Source organism: Candidatus Enterococcus leclercqii, assembly GCF_009933135.1.
Lineage (GTDB): Bacteria > Bacillota > Bacilli > Lactobacillales > Enterococcaceae > Enterococcus_C > Enterococcus_C leclercqii.
Window position 1 is genome coordinate 1 of record NZ_MAEH01000006.1, and the last position, 19,385, is coordinate 19,385.

Annotated in this window: 15 protein-coding genes; 3 read left to right on the forward strand and 12 right to left on the reverse strand. The window is 44.0% G+C overall.

The genetic code is table 11. From position 1 onward, the window contains the following. Positions 1-303 precede the first annotated feature (303 nt). Positions 304-990 carry a DUF998 domain-containing protein gene (locus tag BAU14_RS01395; RefSeq protein WP_237580390.1) on the reverse strand — a complete coding sequence of 229 codons (687 nt, stop codon included), beginning with the start codon at positions 988-990 and terminating at the stop codon, positions 304-306. 14 nt (positions 991-1,004) lie between these two features. After that, positions 1,005-1,814 (reverse strand): hypothetical protein, encoded by an 810-nt coding sequence (locus BAU14_RS01400; RefSeq protein WP_161898307.1) that lies wholly within the window; start codon positions 1,812-1,814, stop codon positions 1,005-1,007. A gap of 83 nt (positions 1,815-1,897) precedes the next feature. Here BAU14_RS01400 and BAU14_RS01405 point away from each other — a divergent pair, with 83 nt between their 5' ends. Then, positions 1,898-2,674 (forward strand): HNH endonuclease, encoded by a 777-nt coding sequence (locus tag BAU14_RS01405; protein WP_161898308.1) that lies wholly within the window; start codon positions 1,898-1,900, stop codon positions 2,672-2,674. A 124-nt stretch (positions 2,675-2,798) separates the two neighbouring features. On the opposite strand, the gene BAU14_RS01410 is transcribed toward BAU14_RS01405, so the two are convergent. The 7 genes from BAU14_RS01410 to cysK all read right to left on the reverse strand — a co-directional run bounded on the left by BAU14_RS01410 (position 2,799) and on the right by cysK (position 11,960). Continuing rightward, the gene (locus BAU14_RS01410) at positions 2,799-4,229 is read right to left on the reverse strand and encodes a 6-phospho-beta-glucosidase (RefSeq protein WP_161898309.1); all 1,431 of its coding nucleotides are present in this window, start codon (positions 4,227-4,229) and stop codon (positions 2,799-2,801) included. Between the two features lie 25 nt (positions 4,230-4,254). Further along, positions 4,255-5,583, reverse strand: a complete 1,329-nt coding sequence (locus BAU14_RS01415; RefSeq protein ID WP_161898310.1) for a PTS sugar transporter subunit IIC — start codon at positions 5,581-5,583, stop codon at positions 4,255-4,257. A gap of 402 nt (positions 5,584-5,985) precedes the next feature. Further along, a complete protein-coding gene (locus tag BAU14_RS01420) occupies positions 5,986-6,660 on the reverse strand; it encodes an amino acid ABC transporter permease (protein ID WP_161898311.1) in 675 nt (224 codons plus the stop codon). Next, positions 6,660-7,514: a transporter substrate-binding domain-containing protein gene (locus BAU14_RS01425; protein ID WP_161898312.1), complete on the reverse strand. Its 855-nt coding sequence runs from the start codon at positions 7,512-7,514 to the stop codon at positions 6,660-6,662. The genes BAU14_RS01420 and BAU14_RS01425 overlap by 1 nt, the downstream gene beginning before the upstream one ends. 626 nt (positions 7,515-8,140) lie before the next feature. Continuing rightward, positions 8,141-8,899 carry a MurR/RpiR family transcriptional regulator gene (locus BAU14_RS01430; protein WP_161898313.1) on the reverse strand — a complete coding sequence of 253 codons (759 nt, stop codon included), beginning with the start codon at positions 8,897-8,899 and terminating at the stop codon, positions 8,141-8,143. Between the two features lie 99 nt (positions 8,900-8,998). Further along, entirely contained in the window at positions 8,999-10,474 is a 1,476-nt protein-coding gene (gene abc-f, locus BAU14_RS01435; RefSeq protein WP_161898314.1) for a ribosomal protection-like ABC-F family protein, read from the reverse strand. A gap of 556 nt (positions 10,475-11,030) precedes the next feature. Next, a complete protein-coding gene (gene cysK / locus BAU14_RS01440) occupies positions 11,031-11,960 on the reverse strand; it encodes a cysteine synthase A (protein WP_161898315.1) in 930 nt (309 codons plus the stop codon). 370 nt (positions 11,961-12,330) lie between these two features. Between cysK and BAU14_RS01445 the strand changes: the two genes are divergently transcribed. Further along, positions 12,331-12,978 (forward strand): FusB/FusC family EF-G-binding protein, encoded by a 648-nt coding sequence (locus BAU14_RS01445; protein ID WP_161898316.1) that lies wholly within the window; start codon positions 12,331-12,333, stop codon positions 12,976-12,978. 79 nt (positions 12,979-13,057) lie between these two features. Here the strand turns inward: BAU14_RS01445 and BAU14_RS01450 are convergent, their stop codons facing one another. Both BAU14_RS01450 and BAU14_RS01455 read right to left on the reverse strand, forming a co-directional pair. Beyond that, a complete protein-coding gene (locus BAU14_RS01450; protein WP_161898317.1) occupies positions 13,058-13,732 on the reverse strand; it encodes a phosphohydrolase in 675 nt (224 codons plus the stop codon). A 93-nt stretch (positions 13,733-13,825) separates the two neighbouring features. Further along, the gene (locus BAU14_RS01455; RefSeq protein ID WP_161898318.1) at positions 13,826-15,340 is read right to left on the reverse strand and encodes a helix-turn-helix domain-containing protein; all 1,515 of its coding nucleotides are present in this window, start codon (positions 15,338-15,340) and stop codon (positions 13,826-13,828) included. A gap of 260 nt (positions 15,341-15,600) precedes the next feature. Here BAU14_RS01455 and BAU14_RS01460 point away from each other — a divergent pair, with 260 nt between their 5' ends. Beyond that, positions 15,601-16,956: a CapA family protein gene (locus tag BAU14_RS01460; protein WP_161898319.1), complete on the forward strand. Its 1,356-nt coding sequence runs from the start codon at positions 15,601-15,603 to the stop codon at positions 16,954-16,956. 144 nt (positions 16,957-17,100) lie between these two features. On the opposite strand, the gene BAU14_RS01465 is transcribed toward BAU14_RS01460, so the two are convergent. Next, positions 17,101-19,233 (reverse strand): HelD family protein, encoded by a 2,133-nt coding sequence (locus BAU14_RS01465; protein WP_161898320.1) that lies wholly within the window; start codon positions 19,231-19,233, stop codon positions 17,101-17,103. Between the last annotated feature and the right edge of the window lie 152 nt (positions 19,234-19,385).

Sequence of the window (19,385 nt, forward strand, 5' to 3'; positions counted from 1 at the left end):
TATCGGAACTTCCTGAATTTTCGCTCAAGAATCTACATCATCCAAGGGCTGATTTTTGTTTAAGAAAGAGCGAAAAATAAAAAAGCGCTCAGGCAAGAATTTTTTCCTGCCTGAGCTCATTCACTCATTCAATTTGAACTCACCAACACTATTTGACGAAGAGCCGTTTTTTTGTTCTTTTTGAGTTCGGTTGTCCCACATTGAAAGCGAATCGATACATACACGCAAGCCAAAAAGATTTTCTCTCTACATTCTCTTGTAACCTTGAAATAAAGAAGCGCTCATTAGATGTAGGCGGTTAGCTCAGTCTTCTTCAGTCATGCTCTCTCCTTTTTTTTGAAGACTATCTTTTTTGCTAACAAAATAAAGGCCGCTGCTGCCTAAAAGCAGTGGTGCTGCGTACAGCAATACCAGCGAAATTCGCTGCCATAATCCTTTGTACGTAAAGTGCAATCCTTGAGAGATGCCATTAAATAGTGACGTCAACAGACAAGCGGCAAACAACAGCAGATAAATCTGCTGACCGCGGTGATTTTGCCGATCTTTGGCCATCGCAGACAAAATCAATGGAACTGCCAGCATCCCCACGATTCCTGCTCCAGAAGCGCCCCCATGAATGATTGTTCCTAAGGTTAATCCTGATGTGCTGTGATTTGTTTTGAAAACACCGGTAAAAATACAATCCCCCACAGCAAAGAGTGCCAAACCGACAAGCAGCAGTTGCCGCTTGCGACGATTGTCTCCTGATGTTAATTGCCAAACTCCCGGTAAAGACAAAAGCAATAGAGAGCCGGTCACAATAGATCCTCGTTCGAAGATGGTCTTCACCGGACTGCCAACACTTCCCAGATCACTTACCACTTGTCGCAAGGGATCATAGCCTGTTACTATCGGCCCTAATACATAAGGCAAGCCCCAGTCCCCTATTACAAACAAAAGCAATGAGACACTGCCCAGCAAAATAATTTTGTCAGTCTTTTTTGGTTTCACTGTCTTTCCTTCTTTCAACGAATTCTGAAAAAATCGTCCGCCACCTGTTTCACCTGAACAAAAAAGCGCTCAGATTCCAACAGTCCTAGCCAACGTCGAATCACGATTGGCCTTTCATTCAGATAATCCGCCAGCTCTGCCAGTGGTACTTGCTCCCCAACTTCTAGTTGTCCAATCTTGGCTGTCAATGCCGCAAAAGGATTTTCCCGTGAGCTTCGAGAACTAGTAGCAGAGTTGCGGGGACGCCAAGGCTGCTCATCACGCTTGGAAGTAGCAATCGCTGCGGCCAGAGTCAATAAAGCTTTTTGATCTTCTTCATAGATTGGCAGATTCGCCTGCGAAAAAGCCGACAATCTACGCTGAGTTGCTTCCGGAAGCTGCTGTTTAAGTTGGTGAGGGCTGATTTTTTGATAGAGGCGTTGTGGGAAATGAAGGCCCGCCGCTACCTGTTGCAAAATCAGGTCTGTTCCCCGATCGATAGTGTGTAAACCTTTACGTACTTGAGCTGCGACGGTTTCTGACACCCCCAGATGTTGGGCAAAATGAGTAGAGCCCAGCAAAAGCAGCTCTCCGGTAGCCACTGCCAGCAAAATAAACTGATATTTCACCTGACGGCCACAGCGGCAGTAAAGTTTTTGATCCCCATTAGGATAATGCGGGTCTTCTTTGAAATCTACCAACTGCCACTTATCTTCTTCCAAGAAGTGTTCTGTCAGAAACAGCGATTGCAGCCGATACTTCTTATGCTGGGTCAGTACTGCCTTTTGTTTCTCATTCAACTGTTCCCAAAGTATCTGCCGTTCTTGCATCGAAAGATCTAACATCGGCTTGCCTGCCTTTCGTTTTTCTCATCTCCAGTGTATCATATCGTTAACAACATGCGATTTAAAAGAAATGAGGCTCTGTTATGTCCTTTGTTCAAAGCAATTATCCTGGAGCGACGTGTTCTATCTGTCATCGCAAGCTTACATTGCTCCTAAAAGGCAACACTGCTGCTGAAAATCTTGCCGTCTGTTTTCATTGCAAAACCGTGACTACTTTGGCCGGGAATGCTGTTAAAAAGATGCTCCACACACAGTTATCTGCAGACCAACAGCAGCTACTTCACAGGTTCTCAGAGACGTTGCCTGAATCAGCCACTTACAAAGGTCGCGGTAGTCAGCTGCGCCTGGCAGCTGATACCACTTTTCAGCGCCGCTGGCTAAGCTTGAGGGAATACGAGCGACAGTTTGGCGAAACGTTGACAGTCGGTACCCCAGACCTACGATTGTCACCTGATAGCTGCAAATGGTGTGGCAAACAATTGCCTGCTGGAAGGCGTTCCTTTTGTAAAGACAGCTGCTCTCGCAATTACACCAAAGCGACGTTTACCAAACGCAGCACACCAACAGTTCCTTACCGTATCGCCTGCCGTGACGGCTTTTATTGTCGTATAACCGGTCTTGATTTAGCATATCACAATCGCTTTGATCAACGAATCCCAGCCAGCAATGGGGAGCTTACTATCCATCATCTGATTCCCGTTTCTCAGCAAGGAACTGACTATGAAGCCAACCTAATAACCCTCAGTTATAGTGCCCACCTGGCTTATCATCAAGGAGATCCTGCAATCACCGCTAAGCTAGATGAAATCCGAGATGCTCGCTTAGCCGAACCCACTGGTAACAAAATGTACTGGCGGTAAACAAAAAAACACCGGCTGCTCAGCCTGAAGGGAAAGCTGGCAGTCGGTGTTTTGGTGTATCCCGAAATCTCGCGATACGATTGTTGGTTGGTATTTCATACGGCTTGCGCCGGTAAAACCAAAATTATAGTTTTTCACCGTTGGAGCGGATAACTTCACGGTACCAATCGAAAGAACGCTTCTTGCTGCGCTTGCCACTGCCTTGCAGCTGATCGTCCAAATCGACATGGATCATACCGTAGCGCTTCTTCATTTCACCAGTACCTGCAGATACTAGATCGATAAATCCCCAAGGTGTGTAACCCATCAAATCAATGCCATCATAAGCAACAGCATCTTTCATGCTCTGAATGTGAGCTCGCAAATAGTCGATCCGGTAGCTGTCATCGATAGTGCCATCTGGTCCAACTTCATCAATTGCACCAAGGCCGTTTTCCACGATAAACAATGGCAGTTCATAGCGTTCGGCAAACCAGTTCATGGCATAACGTAAACCCTCCGGATCAATCTGCCAGCCCCAGTCAGAAGCAGGTACATAGGGATTGCGAACTAAATCTTTGGCCTCATCATAATCATACGCCGGCGCTTTCCCCGCTCCTTTGACAGCAAATGACATGTAATAAGAAAAACCGATATAGTCCACGGTCCCTTCCCGCAGTATGACCAGATCCTCATCTGTCATATCCAAATGATAACCTTTGCGGGTCAGGTAGGCTTTCAGATACCCTGGATACTGGCCTTTACAATGCACATCGGTAAACCAGTAGCGCCGTTGCATCGCGACTGTCGCCGCCAGCATATCTTGCGGTTCACAACTATACGGATAGATGGGCACCATAGCAATCATACAGCCAATCTTCGCATCCGGATCAATCTGATGGCACAACTGAACTGCCCCGGCAGAAGCCACTAATTCATAGTGAGCCGCTTGATACATCACGGCTTCACGGTTCTCCCCTTCAGAAAATTTCAAACCGGAGTTGGTAAAAGGCGCGAAATCTTCGTGATAATTGGCTTGGTTGTTGATTTCATTAAATGTCATCCAGTATTTGACGACCCCTTTGTAACGGGTGAAGCAGACTTCGGCAAAGCGTAAAAACAAATCAATCAGCTTGCGATTACGCCAGCCGCCATATTTTGTCACCAAATGATAGGGCATTTCAAAGTGAGACAAAGTAATCACCGGCTCGATACCATATTTCAGACATTCTGCGAAAAGATCGTCGTAAAATTTCAACCCGGCTTCGTTAGGTTCAGTTTCATCACCATCAGGAAAAATTCGCGTCCAGGCAATGGATGTCCGAAAACAGTTAAGTCCCAGTTCTGCAAACAGCTTCACATCTTCTGGATAATGATGATAAAAGTCGATGGCGTCATGATTGGGGTAGTTTTGACCTGGTTGAACCCCATCAGTAATTTGCCGGGGAACGCCATGGGCACCTTTTGTCATGACATCAGCTACACTAATCCCTTTGCCACCTTCTTGCCAGCCACCTTCCAGCTGATGGGCGGCAACTGCGCCGCCCCATAAAAAATCTTTTTTCAATACACTCATGTCGTTCCCTCGTCTTTCTACTGACTTAGGCTTCATTTTCGACGGTTACCGCAGCTTCTGCCGGTGTCTCACCTAATTCCTCCGCGTAGTTCAATTGATCCACTTTACGGATGAACGGCAAGTAGATGAAAAAGCCTAGTCCCAATACGATGACTTGCAATAACGCTGCTCGCCAGCCCCCTACCAAAAAGCCGGAAATTACAGGCGGTGTTGTCCACGGAACCTGTACAGCAGTAAAGAGCGGTACTAACCCTGTGTAAAGAGCAAAGTAAGTAATCAGCCCAGAAATCACTGGTGTTAAAATAAACGGCAGTGCCATGATTGGATTCATTACGATTGGTGTTGCAAAAGTAATAGGTTCATTGATATTGAAGAAGGCCGGAACAATCGACAAACGTCCCAATTGCTTGAATTGTGCTGAACGGGCAAACCAAACCATATAAATTACGATCCCGATAGTCATCCCCGCACCAGTCACAGTCATAAACTGATCCAAGAATTGTTGCGTAACGATGTGGCCACCATTGGCAACAGTCAACGCTTTACCAGCTTTCACAATTTCGGTATTTTCAAGGGAGTTGGCTTGCAAGATTGGTCCCATGATCCCGCCGACGATGGTGGAGCCGTGTACCCCGAAGAACCACAAGAATGGTACTAGGAATCCCAACATCAAGGCACCACCCAAGGAATCAGTAACCCCTTGCATCGGACTTTGGATAACTTCATAAATCCATTCTACAACAGTGGTATTGAAGAACTTGTCAAAAATCACGTAAATGATCAATGAGACAGTGATAATCACGGCTGCCGGAATCAAGGCAGTAAATGAGTTGGCTACGTTGGTTGGCACTTGTTCCGGTAATTTGATTCGAATATCCCGTCGTAAAAACCAGACATAGGCCCAACCGACAAATAACCCTACCAAGATAGCAGCAATCATCCCCTGCCCGCCTGTCCAGGTTTTGTCGATGACATTACCAATAGTAACCTTTGCTTCCGCATCCGTTACACTGGAATGTTGAGTCAGCAAGAAGACTACCAAAGCGATCATCCCGGCTGGCAATCCTTCAAAGCCGTCATCTTTTACATAGGAGTAGGCAATCCCGACAACCGCGAAAATCGCCATGATTGCAAAGGAAGCACCGTATGCTTCGTTGAAATAATCTGCTAAGCCGCTGTTGGTGACCCAATCACTGACGGCTTTGACTGGAAAGTTGGCTAGCAAGAGAAAAATAGAACCGACGATGGTAAAAGGCATCGTGTACAGCATTCCGTTTCGCAAAGCAGTAATAGCTTTGGTATTGACAAATTTCAACACCGGAGGCAGAACTTTTTCATTGATCCATTCGTTCATGATGGTCTCGCTCCTTTTCTTGTTTCACGTTTTAAAAAGATTTGGCGGCTTTTTCTCGGTGGCCTACCGAAACCAAAGCCTGCAACAATAATAATGGCGTGCGACCCGTTTTCCGGAAGTCTGGTTGCAACAGCGGTATCGCTTACATATTCATCATAAAGGGTAATCGGTTTCAAAACCAGTCTTCACCGCTTTTAAGAAACATGTTACAGAAGAAAAAACAGATAAATTTGAAAACAATTAGCCATCCGAGCCCCCACAAAGCGAAGTGAATAGTAATGAAAAAAGAGGTAACTTCGGCTCTTTACCCGAAGTTACCTCTTTTTTGTTTGTGATTCACATTTGGTCATGTCCGCTCTAAAGGACGGTAACTCAGCGATTGTCACAACTCCATTTTTCAATTTATTTTTGCGCAATCAAACCCATCTGCCGGTTCAAATAGATTTCCAAATGCTTTTGCAACCAGCCAATGGCAATGCACAAGCCCCAATAAACCAAGGCGACCAAAACATACATGCTCATATAATCAAAAGTACGCCCACCGACAATTTTAGCTTTTTGAAAAATATCGGGAATTGTAATCATTGCTGCTAAAGACGTACCTTTTACTAAATCCATCGCTACATTTCCCAGAGCAGGCACAGATAGTCTCAGGGCCTGTGGCAAAATGATCAAGCGAACTGTCTGGGGAAAGTTCAATCCCAAGGCATATGCCGCATCCCACTGCCCGCGATCTACCCCATTGATTGCCCCTCGATAGATTTCACCAATAAATGCGCTACTCGTCAAAGTGAAGCAAATGATTGCCGCACTCAGCGCTGGTAGCTGATACGGCAGTCCAAAATACAACAGAAACAGCAACACCAACGCCGGAACACCTCGTAAAAAGGACAGGTAAAAAGCGATCACTCCTCGTAAGATTCGGCTTGGCAGCATTGCCAAAACCGTCAAAAAGATTCCCAAAATATTTCCCAGTAAAAAGGTCACTACGCTGATTCCCAGTGTGTATTTCAGGCCCTGCAAAATGAAAGGCAGCGACTCCAGCATCAAAGAAAAATCTAGTTTTGGGATATACATTAGTCTGCCGTCACCGTTTCAGTGACTTCTTGTTTTGGCTTAACAGAAACATCCGTTTGAAAATACGTTTCGGAAATCTTCTTCATAGTCCCGTCTTTTTGCATTTCTTTTAGTACCGTGTCGACCTTTTCTTTCAAGGCATCATGTCCTTTGACAAAGAGGAAACCAGTAAAATTGGCGTTGAAATAAACATCTTCCAAAATTTTGACCGGGATATCCGGCAATGCGCCCACTGACATTTTTTGCAGATAGTAGTCGTTTAAAATCACGTCAGTGCGACCATTTGCAACATCAGTCAAATACTGATCGTTCGTCGCGTTGTCATAGGTCACCAGCTGGGCACCATATTTTTCGGCGATCTTCATATAACCTGTATTCGGTTCACCAGCAGCTTTTTTTCCTTTCAGGTCTTCAAGCGACTTAATCCCGGAATCATCGCTTTTGCGAACAATCATACTATCAAAGGAATATTTAATCGGTTCAGACAGCATGAATTTTTTTGCCCGTTCGCCGGAAAGACCAAAATCATTGGCCGCAAAATCTGTTTCCCCACGATTGACAGAAGCGATTTGGCCGTCCACATTGTATTCCTTAAATGCGACCTTAAGATCTAGACGTTTGCCTACTTCCTTGGCAACGTCGACATCATAGCCTACCAACTGATTTTTATCATTATAATAAGAAGAAGGAAACAGTGTGCCAGAAGTTGCTACTGTTAACGTCTGATTTTTGGTCACTTGTTCCCAACTTGTGTCTTGTGCTGTTTGTTTACCTTCACTGCTTGCTTCTCCACCACAGGCCGCCAATAAAAGCCCACTGACCGCCAAAACTGCTGTCACCCACCATTTTTTCATTTTTGTTCCTCCATTTTGTAAAAAATTGTTGATTCACCCGACAGCCTGAACAACTAATTTCATAACGAAACACTCAATTCATTTCAAAAAAACAGCCATCGTATGCCTCAAGATTATTTTTAACACAGCAGCAGAGTTATAACAAACAATAAGCACTGTACTACTATAAAAAATCCGATAATTACACTTGTATATTCATTATTTCAAACAACTAAACAGGAACCAGAGAGAAATATCATCTAACAGTTTATCAATCTGTTATAAACGTCTAATACGCAAAATTAAAAATAACAAATGAATGTGAAATAAGTAATTTTCAAGTGCTAAACAGCGGCTGTTTAACCACAATTAATTAAAAAAATACGGATGAGGAAAACTTGTGACCACCTGTATGTCTTAGTCCGAAAAGCGAACATGACCAAACGTATAAAAAGAAAAAATGAATGCTGCTGACTTCCCTTGATGAAATCAAAGAAAGTCTACGTTTAAAATTTTTTAGCAATAAAAAGCCGGCGACCTTCCAATATTTTTAATGGCAGGTCGTCGGTTTTTGGAATCTCACGTTTGGTAGTGTTTGGTTCATAGGGCGGTGACTCAACTATTCTCACAGCTCCTTGTCTGGAAATTCAGGCATCAGGCATAAAAGCTTGTAGTTCTTTAGCGACTTGATGGGCTAAAATCTCAATCAGCGCAATTACCGGTACTTGTGTCGTCAAATTAAGATGCGCTTCTCGCGGACTGCCAACTTCCGGCATGTAATAGGAAATATTGTAATCTGCTATGCGAGCGATGGTAGAATTTTCATCATTTGTGATACTGAGAACCTGCGCACCATAGCGCTTGAAATCCATTGCCTGGTCGATCATCTGCTCTGTTTCTCCAGATACGGATAAGATGATTGCCAAGGTATTTTCCAAACCTCGCGGCGGGATGGGAGCAAAGGGATCGGCAATGCTGTAAGCGTTGATCTCCATGTTTGTGAAATAGCGGCTGCCATACATCCCTAGAGTACCGCTCGTCCCAATGCCGGAAAAAGCGATATGGCGGCTATTTAAGATCAACTTTACCGCCGGCTCTAAGACATCTCGATAATTGTCGTCGTTGACCTTTTTCAAAAAGTTATCCACTTGTACCGTAGCATCATAAAAATAATCAAAGGAGCGCTGTTGCCTTTGTTGTTCTTCTTTCAGAAAGTATTTGAATTCTGAAAAGCCATCAAAGCCTAGTTTTGTCAACGTCCGCAAAATCGTAGAGGTAGAAACATGGGCTGTCTCCGCCATTTCGCGAATCGTCAAACGCCCCAGTCCCTCAAAATGTTCAATGATATAACGATACACCACCATCTCTAGTTCATTGAGTGTCTTTACCTTCTCTGTATCGAACATCTGCCTGCTACCTCTTTTCTTTTTCCACCTGATTTTTTCTATACTATCAGGATACCTGTTTCCAAGAAAAAAGACCAGACGAATCTAAGAACTGAAGCATTAACGACTCTCAGTCTGTACCAGTTTTTGATCAGCCAGAATCCAGACTTCATCTGCTACGTTTTGAACAAAATGGGCGTCATGAGAGGTGAACAGAACTGTACCCGGATACGCCTTTAGCAGTTTTTCGAGGGCTGCTGTCGTTGCTAAATCAATAAAATTCGTGGGCTCATCCAAGACCAACACGTTAGCAGGCTCCAAGAAAATGCTGGCGATCGCCAGTCGTGTGCGCTGCCCACCACTTAATTGAACTATCGGAGTCAAAAGTGATTGTGGTGCAAAATCTAAATTGTGCAGTAAAGCGCGAATAAAGGGCTCTGGCTGCTGCGTTTCCTTCAATAGATACCTTAAAAGAGGTTCAGTAGTAATCATGTCATAAGCCGTTTGTTGATAGACGGAGAAGCGGACTTTTGGAGACAAGCGAATGCCAGGTTTTTCAGCGACAATCCATTGCAGCAATGTTGTCTTTCCGGTACCGTTGCCCCCAGTTAACGCAATTTTTTTACCCAAACCAAACTGAAAATCAGCTTTCTCCAACAATACTTTATCCCCAACCAACAATTGAACTTCTGCTCCTTGGATTGGAAAAGGATTATGCATCTGCAACGCGGGAGGATTTGGAAAACGTAGAGGCGGCTTTTCTTTGGTTTTTTCCGGTTCTTCAAGCCGCTCCAGTCGACTCATAGCCGCCTTGGCTCCTTTATGGAGGTTTTTTTCCACAGTATCTTTCTGCTTAGAAGCAGACAAGCGATCCGGCTTTATTTGCTGCTGTTTTTTGCGGCGGGATACGGTGGCCGCTTTTTGCGCTTGTTCCTGTTTTTTTTGAATTGTTTTCTCTATTCGCTGCTTCTCCTTCAAAAAATTTTCGCGAGTCTGCTGAGCCGTCTTGGCAGCAAGCTCTTTTTGTTCCTGATAAGCGGCAAAATTGCCTTTATAAACAGTAACTTTTCCGTCAGCCACCTCCCAGATTACCTCAGCCAAATCATTTAAGAACTGCCGATCATGGCTAATAAAAAACAAGGTGCCATAATAGTAACGAAGTTCATCGGTCAAAACTTCGATTCCTTCTCGATCTAGGTGGGTCGTAGGTTCATCCATCACCAGTGCTGGCTGATAATCCGCCAACACTTGAGCTAAACGAAATTTTGTTGCTTCGCCGCCACTCAATGCCTGTAGATTGTCTTGTTGCGGCACTTGCAATCGACTCATTAATGCCAACTGATCACCCGTCTCTGGCAACACTTGAGCCATCCCCCCTTGTGGAAACCACCCGAAAGAAACCTCACGTTGAATCTTTCCAATATCCGGCATCAATTCACCAGTAATTAGTTTAGCCAGGGTCGTCTTCCCACTGCCGTTGTCGCCGATGATGCCAATGCGTTGATTTTCATATACTTGCAGCTGCGGAATTTCCAAGATCTTTTTTCCATTAAAGGCGATTTCAATATTTTCTAAGCGCAATACTAATTCTTCCATATACAAGCTCTCCTTTTGCTGCCGACTCATTTTTTTACAAAAAATGAGTCGACATCTTTTCAATGCGCACGTACAACGTTATCGCTGCAACATGCTAGGACTGCTTGCAAAGTTGTTTTCTGAGATTCACTGTCAATTCTATTTAGCTTCCTTCAAACTAGTCAATAGACCAGCTTGTCACAAGGTAGCCGGCTTTCATCAAATCAGCTCCCAATTTATCCGAGGACAAAAAAACGTCAAGAACAGTCCTATGCTGTCCTCGACGTTTAATCAATTACGAAAAATGAGCAGACTCCGCCCATGAAATGTCGACTTTGCAAGACTTTTAGAGGATTATTTACATTCTAAAAGTGTGCTGCGCAATTTCATCGATGCGGTCATCGTAATGCCCCTTTCTTAATCATAGTGTTTTTTTAACCATACCATATTCTTTGGAAAGCAGCAATTGCCGGCTGCCTAATATTTACAAAAACAGCTAGGAACACTTGCAGCTCACCTCAAGTGAACAGGGGCAATCGTTTAAATTTTGGGGAAAATTTCACGACTAGAGAAAACCTCAATCTTCAGAGGCGTACAAAACGGTCGACAAGTACCGTTCACCATTATCAGGAACGATGGCTAATACTTTCTTACCTGCACCCAGCTTAGCTGCCACCTTCAACGCTGCACTGATGGCCGCTCCAGAAGAAATCCCCACCAAGAGACCTTCTTTTTGGCCAATCTGACGAGCTGTTTCCAACGCATCTTCACTAGCAACTGCCACTGCCTCATCATAAATACCGGTATCCAATGTGTCCGGTACAAAGCCGGTTCCGATTCCTTGAATTTTATGCGGACCTGGCTTACCGCCTTCCAAAACAGCCGATTCTGCCGGCTCTACACCGTAGATTTTGATTTCCGGATAGGCTTTGCGCAACGCACGACCTGCTCCGGTAATCGTGCCGCCAGTCCCAATTCCGGCTACGAAGGCATCCAATGTGTCCCCTTCAAATGTCTCAATGATTTCTTTACCGGTAGTTTCTTCATGGATCAAAGGGTTTTCCGGGTTCTCAAATTGCAATGGTAAATACCAGCCATTTTCTTTCGCCAATGCTTTTGCTTTATTGATCGAGCCAGTGATTCCTTCTGCCCCCGGTGTCAAAATCAGTTCTGCACCGTATGCTCGCATCAATTTACGACGTTCGACACTCATAGTATCGGGCATCACAATGACTACCTTGTATCCTTTGGCAGCACCTACCAAGGACAAACCAATCCCTGTATTACCAGACGTTGGCTCGATGATAGTTCCGCCAGGTTGCAGTTTTCCTTCTTGTTCTGCTTTTTCAATCATAGCCAACGCAATTCGGTCCTTTACAGAACTGCCGGGATTGAAATACTCCAACTTCACATAAACATCAGCAGAGCCTTCCGGTACACTGTGCTGCAACTTGACGATTGGTGTTTTACCCACCAAATCCAAAATTGATACATCTGCTTTACTCATTTGATATGACCTCCTAAGTCTGCTTGCCTTTTCCAGATTGCTGTCTGAGATTTAGCCCTAACGGCAATCCATAACGACCGTTTCGGTTATTCCTTATCATCTAGTGTATCACCAACCGGGGTAAGATTCCCAATCATAAATACTTATCACCATTCATAACCCCAACCTATGGATAAGAAATCGTTACATCCCAACATTTACCGGTGTTGCTCCTTGCATCTACCGCAAAACATGGTAAGATACACCTTGTGAAACATTAGGGGGTGATCAGATGATACGTTATGTATCTTCTGCAGCACAGGTTGTCGGCTTGCTGGGCTGATACCTGGACCTTTCCCGCGTATCAGCAGTCCGAGGAAAGGAATTTACTATGAGACCAACGATTCAACCATATCAATACATGGCACTGCGCCAAACCGTCGAGGAGCTGATCAACGTTTATCAGTCTGTCAACGACCGCCACACGATTCAAACTGTCCAAGCACTGGCAGTCGAAAAAATTCGCGAAGCGGTTCCTGAGGACTATCCGGAAATCACGGATTTAATTACGCTGGCTTTGGATACTCGACTCACTAAAGCCCGGGCCGCACGCTACTTTGACGAGTTCAAAGATTTCGTGATCCCTTTTGCAGCACCTTCTGCCAAACAAGTGGAGAAAGCCTTCCGCAAAGTCAAAAAGTTGAAAGTTCCCGATTTCAACCAACTGGACTTACGGGAGCACACCTATATTGGCTGGAATGACCCCGGTAGCCAGAAGAAATTTCTGCTGCTGTATTCTGACGATCGTCTGCAAGGCATCGCCGGCTCGCTTCCTGCCAGTGTCAAAAAGAACATCTGCGCTATCTGTCATAAAGAAAGCAATGTTGCCTTGTTCATGGCTACCACCAAAACCGGCGCAGAAGGAACCTATACGAAAAAGGGAAACTACATCTGCATTGACAGCGACCAATGCAATCGTCAGCTAACAGATCGTGAAAATCTTGAACACTTTATTGAGCAAGTCAAAGAAGTAAAATAGCTGCATGACCAATAAACAAATAGCAAAAAACGAAGGCAAGCTGCTGGACTCAAATTCAGCAAGCTTGCCTTCGTTTTTATTATCTAATAGTTATGCTGTACCCATCAGCCAACTCTTGTCCTGGATTGAAAATTGCTGCATAAGTCTGGTGACACGCTCTTGCAAAGCTCTTTTCATCTGCCAAAAAGCGGTGCAGCCTTTCCAGCTGTTGTTGATTTTTTGAATAACTCAGCCAAAATTTCAGATTGCTATTTGGCCCATACTTTTCAGTCATGTAAGTGGCCGCTTCTTCCGTCAGCTCGGGTAAAAATTGCAGACCTTTCTTTTCAATGCCGTATACAAATGTCCGATACAAAATCCGCTCAAAATCTATGTCTCGATCCGCTTCGGAAATGACTTTTCCATAAAGTGAGCGCGGCGCTAAGGATAAAGATGCCCGATGATCTTCTACTGCTTCTCCCATCACGGTTAATTGTTCTAAAGAAAACCACTGAGCTAATTTTTGATCTGCCATCAGCAACTCCTTTGAGCGAGTTTCGTGATTTTCACGACCAAACAATAGTCCTAAATCATGATAGGCAGCAACCACATAACACATTTGCGGATCCACATCCGGCAAGTTCAGTTCTGCGAGAATTTCAAAACTGTTGGCAATCACTTGATGGACATGAGGAGAGGCATGACTAGTATCTAACTGATCGTAGCGGGGAATAATTTCGGACTCCATATAATTCTTCAAACTTGCTGAAATCATCGTATCACCTACAAAATTTTTTTGATTTGTTTGTTCCGTATTCATTAAAAATTATACTTTCATTCGCTAAAAAATTTCCCCGTATCCCTTTATTCATACGCACTCAGAATCGGCCTTTTTTTGCATTGCCAGCTCACTGATTTTCTTTTGAATTCGGGTCATGCTTTGTCCATCTAAGACTGGATCAATAGCGATAAACGCTACATTTGGTGAAATCCGGTTCAACTTACCCGTAGAAATAATCAAATCATACTTACCACTGATTTCATAAACAGACTCAGCTGTTACGGAAATCGTATCAATTGAAAAATTACCGTAAACTCCGGTATTGATCAAGTAGGTAATAAATTTCTCTTCAGTGGGAGTTAAGCTCGAGACTACCAATATATTAATTTTGGGACTAGCCTTTTGCAGGCGCTCCATGCTATCAGGAATCAACGTCAGCGTCCAATAGGTGAAGATATAGCGAAACCCTTCCTCATCGTACAATTTATAACGTGTGGCTTGTCGATGTAATAAATCCAAAATCTTAGAGACGGATTGTTCATACACTGCCAAAAAGGCCAGCACTAAATCTCGCTCGTTTCGCCGTAAAATCTGGATATACTTGCCATCTTCAGGATACAAATAAGATGAATTCATCATAGTCGTAGCTAATTTTTCCAAAACTTTCTGTGAAACCGGTTCGGAAAATAGTTGATTAAGCTGTCTAACTGTTTCCATATGATGGTTGAACTGCTGACATACACGTTTATTTTCCCGCAACGCTTGACTTCGATGTGCTTCGTTGAAAATCAAAGCATCGCTAAACTGCAACCACATCAGTTCTTTGAAAACTTCTTTTCTCCATACAATTTGATAGTCCCTTAACAAAGCCTTCGCTAATGCTTCACAAGATTGCTGATTGGGCGCTTTAGGATAACTGGATATCAATTCCTCTTCAGGAAAAAAGTGGCCATTTTTAATACGCCAAGCACTGATGTACATATTATAGACTAGCCGATGTTTGAAAATATAAGTAGGGTGATACTTGTTCACTTCAATGAACTCATTGACAAAGTGTTCAAAGGTCTCCTTTTGACCCGCTGATCCCTGAGGCAATGTAATCTCTATTTCATGGTATTTTTCTGTAAAATAGCGATAATACATATGCCGCACCGCCCCTTCGTGTCCACCAATCCGTAGTGGTCGATGATACAGCTTCATCTGAGTCACCCTCAGAATTCGATCCAATTTTCGAAGACAGCGCTGTGCATGAGAAGGACTGACAAATAACGTTGCCGCCAACTGCGAGATATTTTCACAGCGTTCATACAACAACTCCTCTAAAATTTTAAACTCAGTGGTGTAATTTAAAAAAAAGCTATAGAGTTCACTTAGAGTCGCCTGGTCTGCGCTTTTCAGATAATACAACCCCCATTTTTTTTCAATAAAAAAATCTGATTGTGCCTCGTTAAGCGCTTTTTGGTCCTTCAATAAAACAGGTAATGAACAATTCAAACTATCCAATAAATATTCCGTGGAACAACCACTACGACGCTCATACAGCAGTTCCAAGAGCCGCAACCGTCGCCTGTCAATCGTACCGAGTAAATTCCTAAAATCCATCGTTGTCTCTCCTTGTTGACTTGAACTCGGCTACAAAACCGTTTTCTTCTGTCATGTTACCTAAAAGCGTCCAACAAAGAAAGAATCAGCTACTATTCTGAAAAATTTTAGCCAATGTGATAGAAAAAATAACTTGCATGAACTTTTCACTCACTCTTTACTCATCGAGACCAGCTTTTTTATTCAACGCTCTATCTTTTTGTAAAGGATTCCACTAGAATGGACACAAAGACTGTAACGTTAAGATTTGGAGGAGGATTATGAATCGCAAAGAATGCACTATCAAAAAAGGGCAACGGGAGACCAAAGCGGCATTGATAATCTTCGCTGCCATCGCCTTATTTTTCTGTGTTGACTTGTACCTAATGCAAAAAGCGCCGGCAAAATCTGCTAGTGGGGAGCCGGCGACTACCCTCACCTCTGACAGCAAAAAAGCCGCCAATAAAAAAGACACTGACAGTACTCCTAAAAAAGTCACGATCACTGCCAGTGGAGACATGCTGTATCACTATATTTTGTACGGTAGTGCCTACGACGGAAAAAACTACGACTTTGATAACGACTTCCAACAGATCAAACCGTTAATGGACAAAGCCGATCTGTGTCTGGGAGACTTCGAAGGAACTATCAATCCCGAATACCCTCTGAGTGGTTATCCGATGTTTAATGCCCCTGCGGCTGTCGCCCAAAGCATTCAAAAAGCCGGCTTTGATGTTATCGACCTGGGACATAACCATATTTTAGATACCGGTATTGATGGTCTATTGTCTACTGCCAAAACTTTCCATGACTTAGATGTGGATACAATTGGCGTCAATACCGACGATAACAGTGACATTCTGATCAAGGAAGTCAATGGTATCAAAATTGCTCTCTTAGCTTATGCATACGGCTTCAACGGCATGGAAAATACCCTGACCCAAGAAGAATACGACAAATACCTTCACGACCTGAATATGGACAAAGTCGCCGCCGACATCAAAAAAGCTGAAGAGATTGCTGACATCACTGTGATCATGCCTCAAGACGGCGACGAGTATGCCTTACAGCCCAACGAAGAGCAACAAGAAAAATATCGCCAAATGATTGATTTAGGGGCTGATGTCATCTTTGGTGGTCATCCCCACGTAGCCGAACCTACCGAAATCATCGAAAAAGATGGAGAAAAGAAATTCATCATCTATTCTATGGGCAATCTGCTTTCCAATCAACGTTATGAAACCATCCAAAATTACTGGTCGGAACGAGGAGTCATTATGGAAGTCGAGTTGACCAAAACCGGCGACAAGACCACGATTACCAATATCGTGCCCCATCCAACCTGGGTATCAAAAGAAATAATGGCAGGTAAAACCTACACCCAAGACGGCGTCGTCAACCAATCCTATGATTATCAAGTATTTTTGGCTGAGGACTATCTGAAAGGTGCCAAATATGCCGACAAAGTTCCCGCCGAACAGCAACAACGAATCGAGACCGCCTACAATGAAATGATCGATCTCTTGGATTTAAAATGGCCTGATGCCAACACCAAAGCTGGAGAAAGTACGACAGATACCACGTCTTCAGCTAAGACAGATACTACTAAAGACAGTACGACGACATCTACCGATTAAAATCCCTTAACACAAGTGAATTTACGCGGGCTTAGCTTGATAAAATCGAAGATCGTCCGCCTTTGAAATTTTTGACAATAAAAAGAAAAGCAACTTCCGTGAAAGAACCGAAGTTGCTTTTCTTTTTTTTATCATTAAATAGCCCTAAGCAAACAGAGGACTTTTATTTTTTTGCCACAGCAGTGCCACCGTTTCCGTCCCGCGAGAGATACCTGTGTACAGCAGCTGACGGTCACGACCACTGTGATAATTTGTCTTTGAAGCATCATAGATTAATACATTGGAAAACTCCAATCCTTTGGCAAACGCAATCGGATATACGCTGATTTGGTCTTTTGGCAATAGCTGTCGGAGCTCTTCTGCCTGTGCCAACGTTTTAGTCAAAACGGTCAGGGCAGTCAGACCTGTTGTCACTACGTAGTCGGTCACTGTTTGAACCATTTCCGCTTTTTCAGCCACCGAGAGCCAGGTGATGGGAGCGCCTTCTGGTCGAACCGCCTGGATTTCCAATTTGGTCGGATCCTTCAACAAGGCGCCAAAAAGACGGGTGATGTTGCCACTGGAACGGTAGCTTTTCACCAGCGAATACCCGGTAACCTGCTTTTTCCCAAAAATCGCTGCGATTCTTGAAAAGTCAGTCTGGGAATCAAAGATTGCCTGATTTTCGTCTCCCACCAAGGTAAAGTGGGCTTTCGGGAAAAGTGCTCGAATAAACTGCAGTTGCGCCGGTGTATAATCTTGGACTTCATCCACTAAAATCACCTTAAAGTCAGGAACTGTCAATGGCTCGATCAATATATGATGCATATACAATTGTGCTACTGCCAGATCGAGATCCGTTTTTTTCGGAAGTGGCGGCAAAGCTTCTCCAGTGTAATTGAAATAACAATCTGCAAAGAGCCGTTCCGCTTGTAACCAAGAAAAGTCCTTGATTTGTCGGCTGATGTCTCGATAGCGTTTTTGCAGCAATTGCAAACCATACTCAGACAGCTTGGCTTCTGAATCAAACTCGATCAACCCACCCAGTAATCGTTGCTGTTCTGCTTCTGTCAGCCCCAAAAGCTGTTGGCGGATTCGGTTGCTGCGGCCTTGGCGGATCAGATGGCGTTCCCATTCCTGAAGCAAACGGGCCTTGACTGCCTGCAAACGATCTGCCAGTTGGCCAGCAGGTGTTTCATTAAAAAGCAATTGGATATGCTCTTTGGTGATCAGCGCTTTTTCACCATGTAAAATATCTCTGAACTGCGGTTTGACCTCATTGCCAGTGATTGCTGTCAAAGATACCAAAAAATCTGTGTCCCGCAAGGTACTACGCAGCAGGGAAGTCTCCTTGACGCTGATCCTCTGAAAGTAAGCTTTTTCACTCTCCAACTCTCCTTCAAGTCCCCCCAACCTTGCTACCAATTGCAACAGTGTATAAGTAGCCGGGTTTTCTTCTCCCAAGCTGGGTAGTACCTGGGCGATATATTTTCCAAAAGAACGATTCGGTGATAAAATCAGCATCTCATCTGCACTGTATTTGTCCCGATCGCGATACAATAGATACGCAATTCGCTGCATGACAGTAGAAGTTTTGCCACTGCCGGCGACACCATTTACCAAGACCACCGGACTCAAGCGATCCCGAATAATCTTATCTTGTTCTACTTGGATAGTCGTAGTGATATCTGTCATCTGAGACGAATTGTCTTGAGCCAAGGCTGCTAATAAGACATCATCTTGGATAGCAGTGCCGCTGTCAAACCAATTCACCAAGTAGTCACCATCGGTAATCAACTGCCGCCGATTATCAATGACAACCGAAATCTCCCGAGTGTCGACTTGATACGCCGAAACGCCCAACTGGTTGTTGTAAAACAATTCAGCAATTGGTGAACGCCAGTCGTAGATTAACTCTTGCTTCCGATCATCAGTAAAGCCATTAATCCCAATATAAAAATTTTCAGCCGCCTCATCTGGTGTAAAATGCGCAGTAATTTTGCCAAAATAAGGACTTGGAAGCAACCGTTCGACTTTATCCAACTGTTTACGGGCCGTTGCCAGTTGTTGATTGTACTGGTCGATTTGTCGATTCAGCGCTTCAATATTGGCATAAGTATCCAAATTATCGGCAAAATTATCATAGTTGACCCGCACTTCGCCGGTCATCTCCTGGATAGCTGCCTTGCCTTCTGAATTTTCGACTGCAATCAGTTGTTGCAGTTCTTGTCGCTTCCGTAGCAATGACTGATAGACTTCCTGTAACTGTTGTTCTTCGACTTTTCGTGTGTTGACCAAAACACTCACTCCTTATTGATGTTACTGACGACCGACACCTTCACATGACCCTTTCAGTAAGTTGCACTTGCACTGGGCAGAAAACCGGCAACCGGATTGCGACACACTACAAGTCACACCGCTGGCCGGATATGCAGTCTACACCCGCCGCA

Bases quoted from the DNA above. Each gene is read 5' to 3' on its own strand.
- abc-f (WP_161898314.1), bottom strand. From the start codon at position 10,474: ATGGAAGAATTAGTATTGCGCTTAGAAAATATTGAAATCGCCTTTAAT.
- BAU14_RS01425 (WP_161898312.1), bottom strand. From the start codon at position 7,514: ATGAAAAAATGGTGGGTGACAGCAGTTTTGGCGGTCAGTGGGCTTTTA.
- BAU14_RS01445 (WP_161898316.1), top strand. From the start codon at position 12,331: ATGAGACCAACGATTCAACCATATCAATACATGGCACTGCGCCAAACC.
- BAU14_RS01410 (WP_161898309.1), bottom strand. From the start codon at position 4,229: ATGAGTGTATTGAAAAAAGATTTTTTATGGGGCGGCGCAGTTGCCGCC.
- BAU14_RS01460 (WP_161898319.1), top strand. From the start codon at position 15,601: ATGAATCGCAAAGAATGCACTATCAAAAAAGGGCAACGGGAGACCAAA.
- BAU14_RS01455 (WP_161898318.1), bottom strand. From the start codon at position 15,340: ATGGATTTTAGGAATTTACTCGGTACGATTGACAGGCGACGGTTGCGG.
- BAU14_RS01430 (WP_161898313.1), bottom strand. From the start codon at position 8,899: ATGTTCGATACAGAGAAGGTAAAGACACTCAATGAACTAGAGATGGTG.
- cysK (WP_161898315.1), bottom strand. From the start codon at position 11,960: ATGAGTAAAGCAGATGTATCAATTTTGGATTTGGTGGGTAAAACACCA.
- BAU14_RS01405 (WP_161898308.1), top strand. From the start codon at position 1,898: ATGTCCTTTGTTCAAAGCAATTATCCTGGAGCGACGTGTTCTATCTGT.
- BAU14_RS01415 (WP_161898310.1), bottom strand. From the start codon at position 5,583: ATGAACGAATGGATCAATGAAAAAGTTCTGCCTCCGGTGTTGAAATTT.
- BAU14_RS01420 (WP_161898311.1), bottom strand. From the start codon at position 6,660: ATGTATATCCCAAAACTAGATTTTTCTTTGATGCTGGAGTCGCTGCCT.
- BAU14_RS01450 (WP_161898317.1), bottom strand. From the start codon at position 13,732: ATGATTTCAGCAAGTTTGAAGAATTATATGGAGTCCGAAATTATTCCC.
- BAU14_RS01400 (WP_161898307.1), bottom strand. From the start codon at position 1,814: ATGTTAGATCTTTCGATGCAAGAACGGCAGATACTTTGGGAACAGTTG.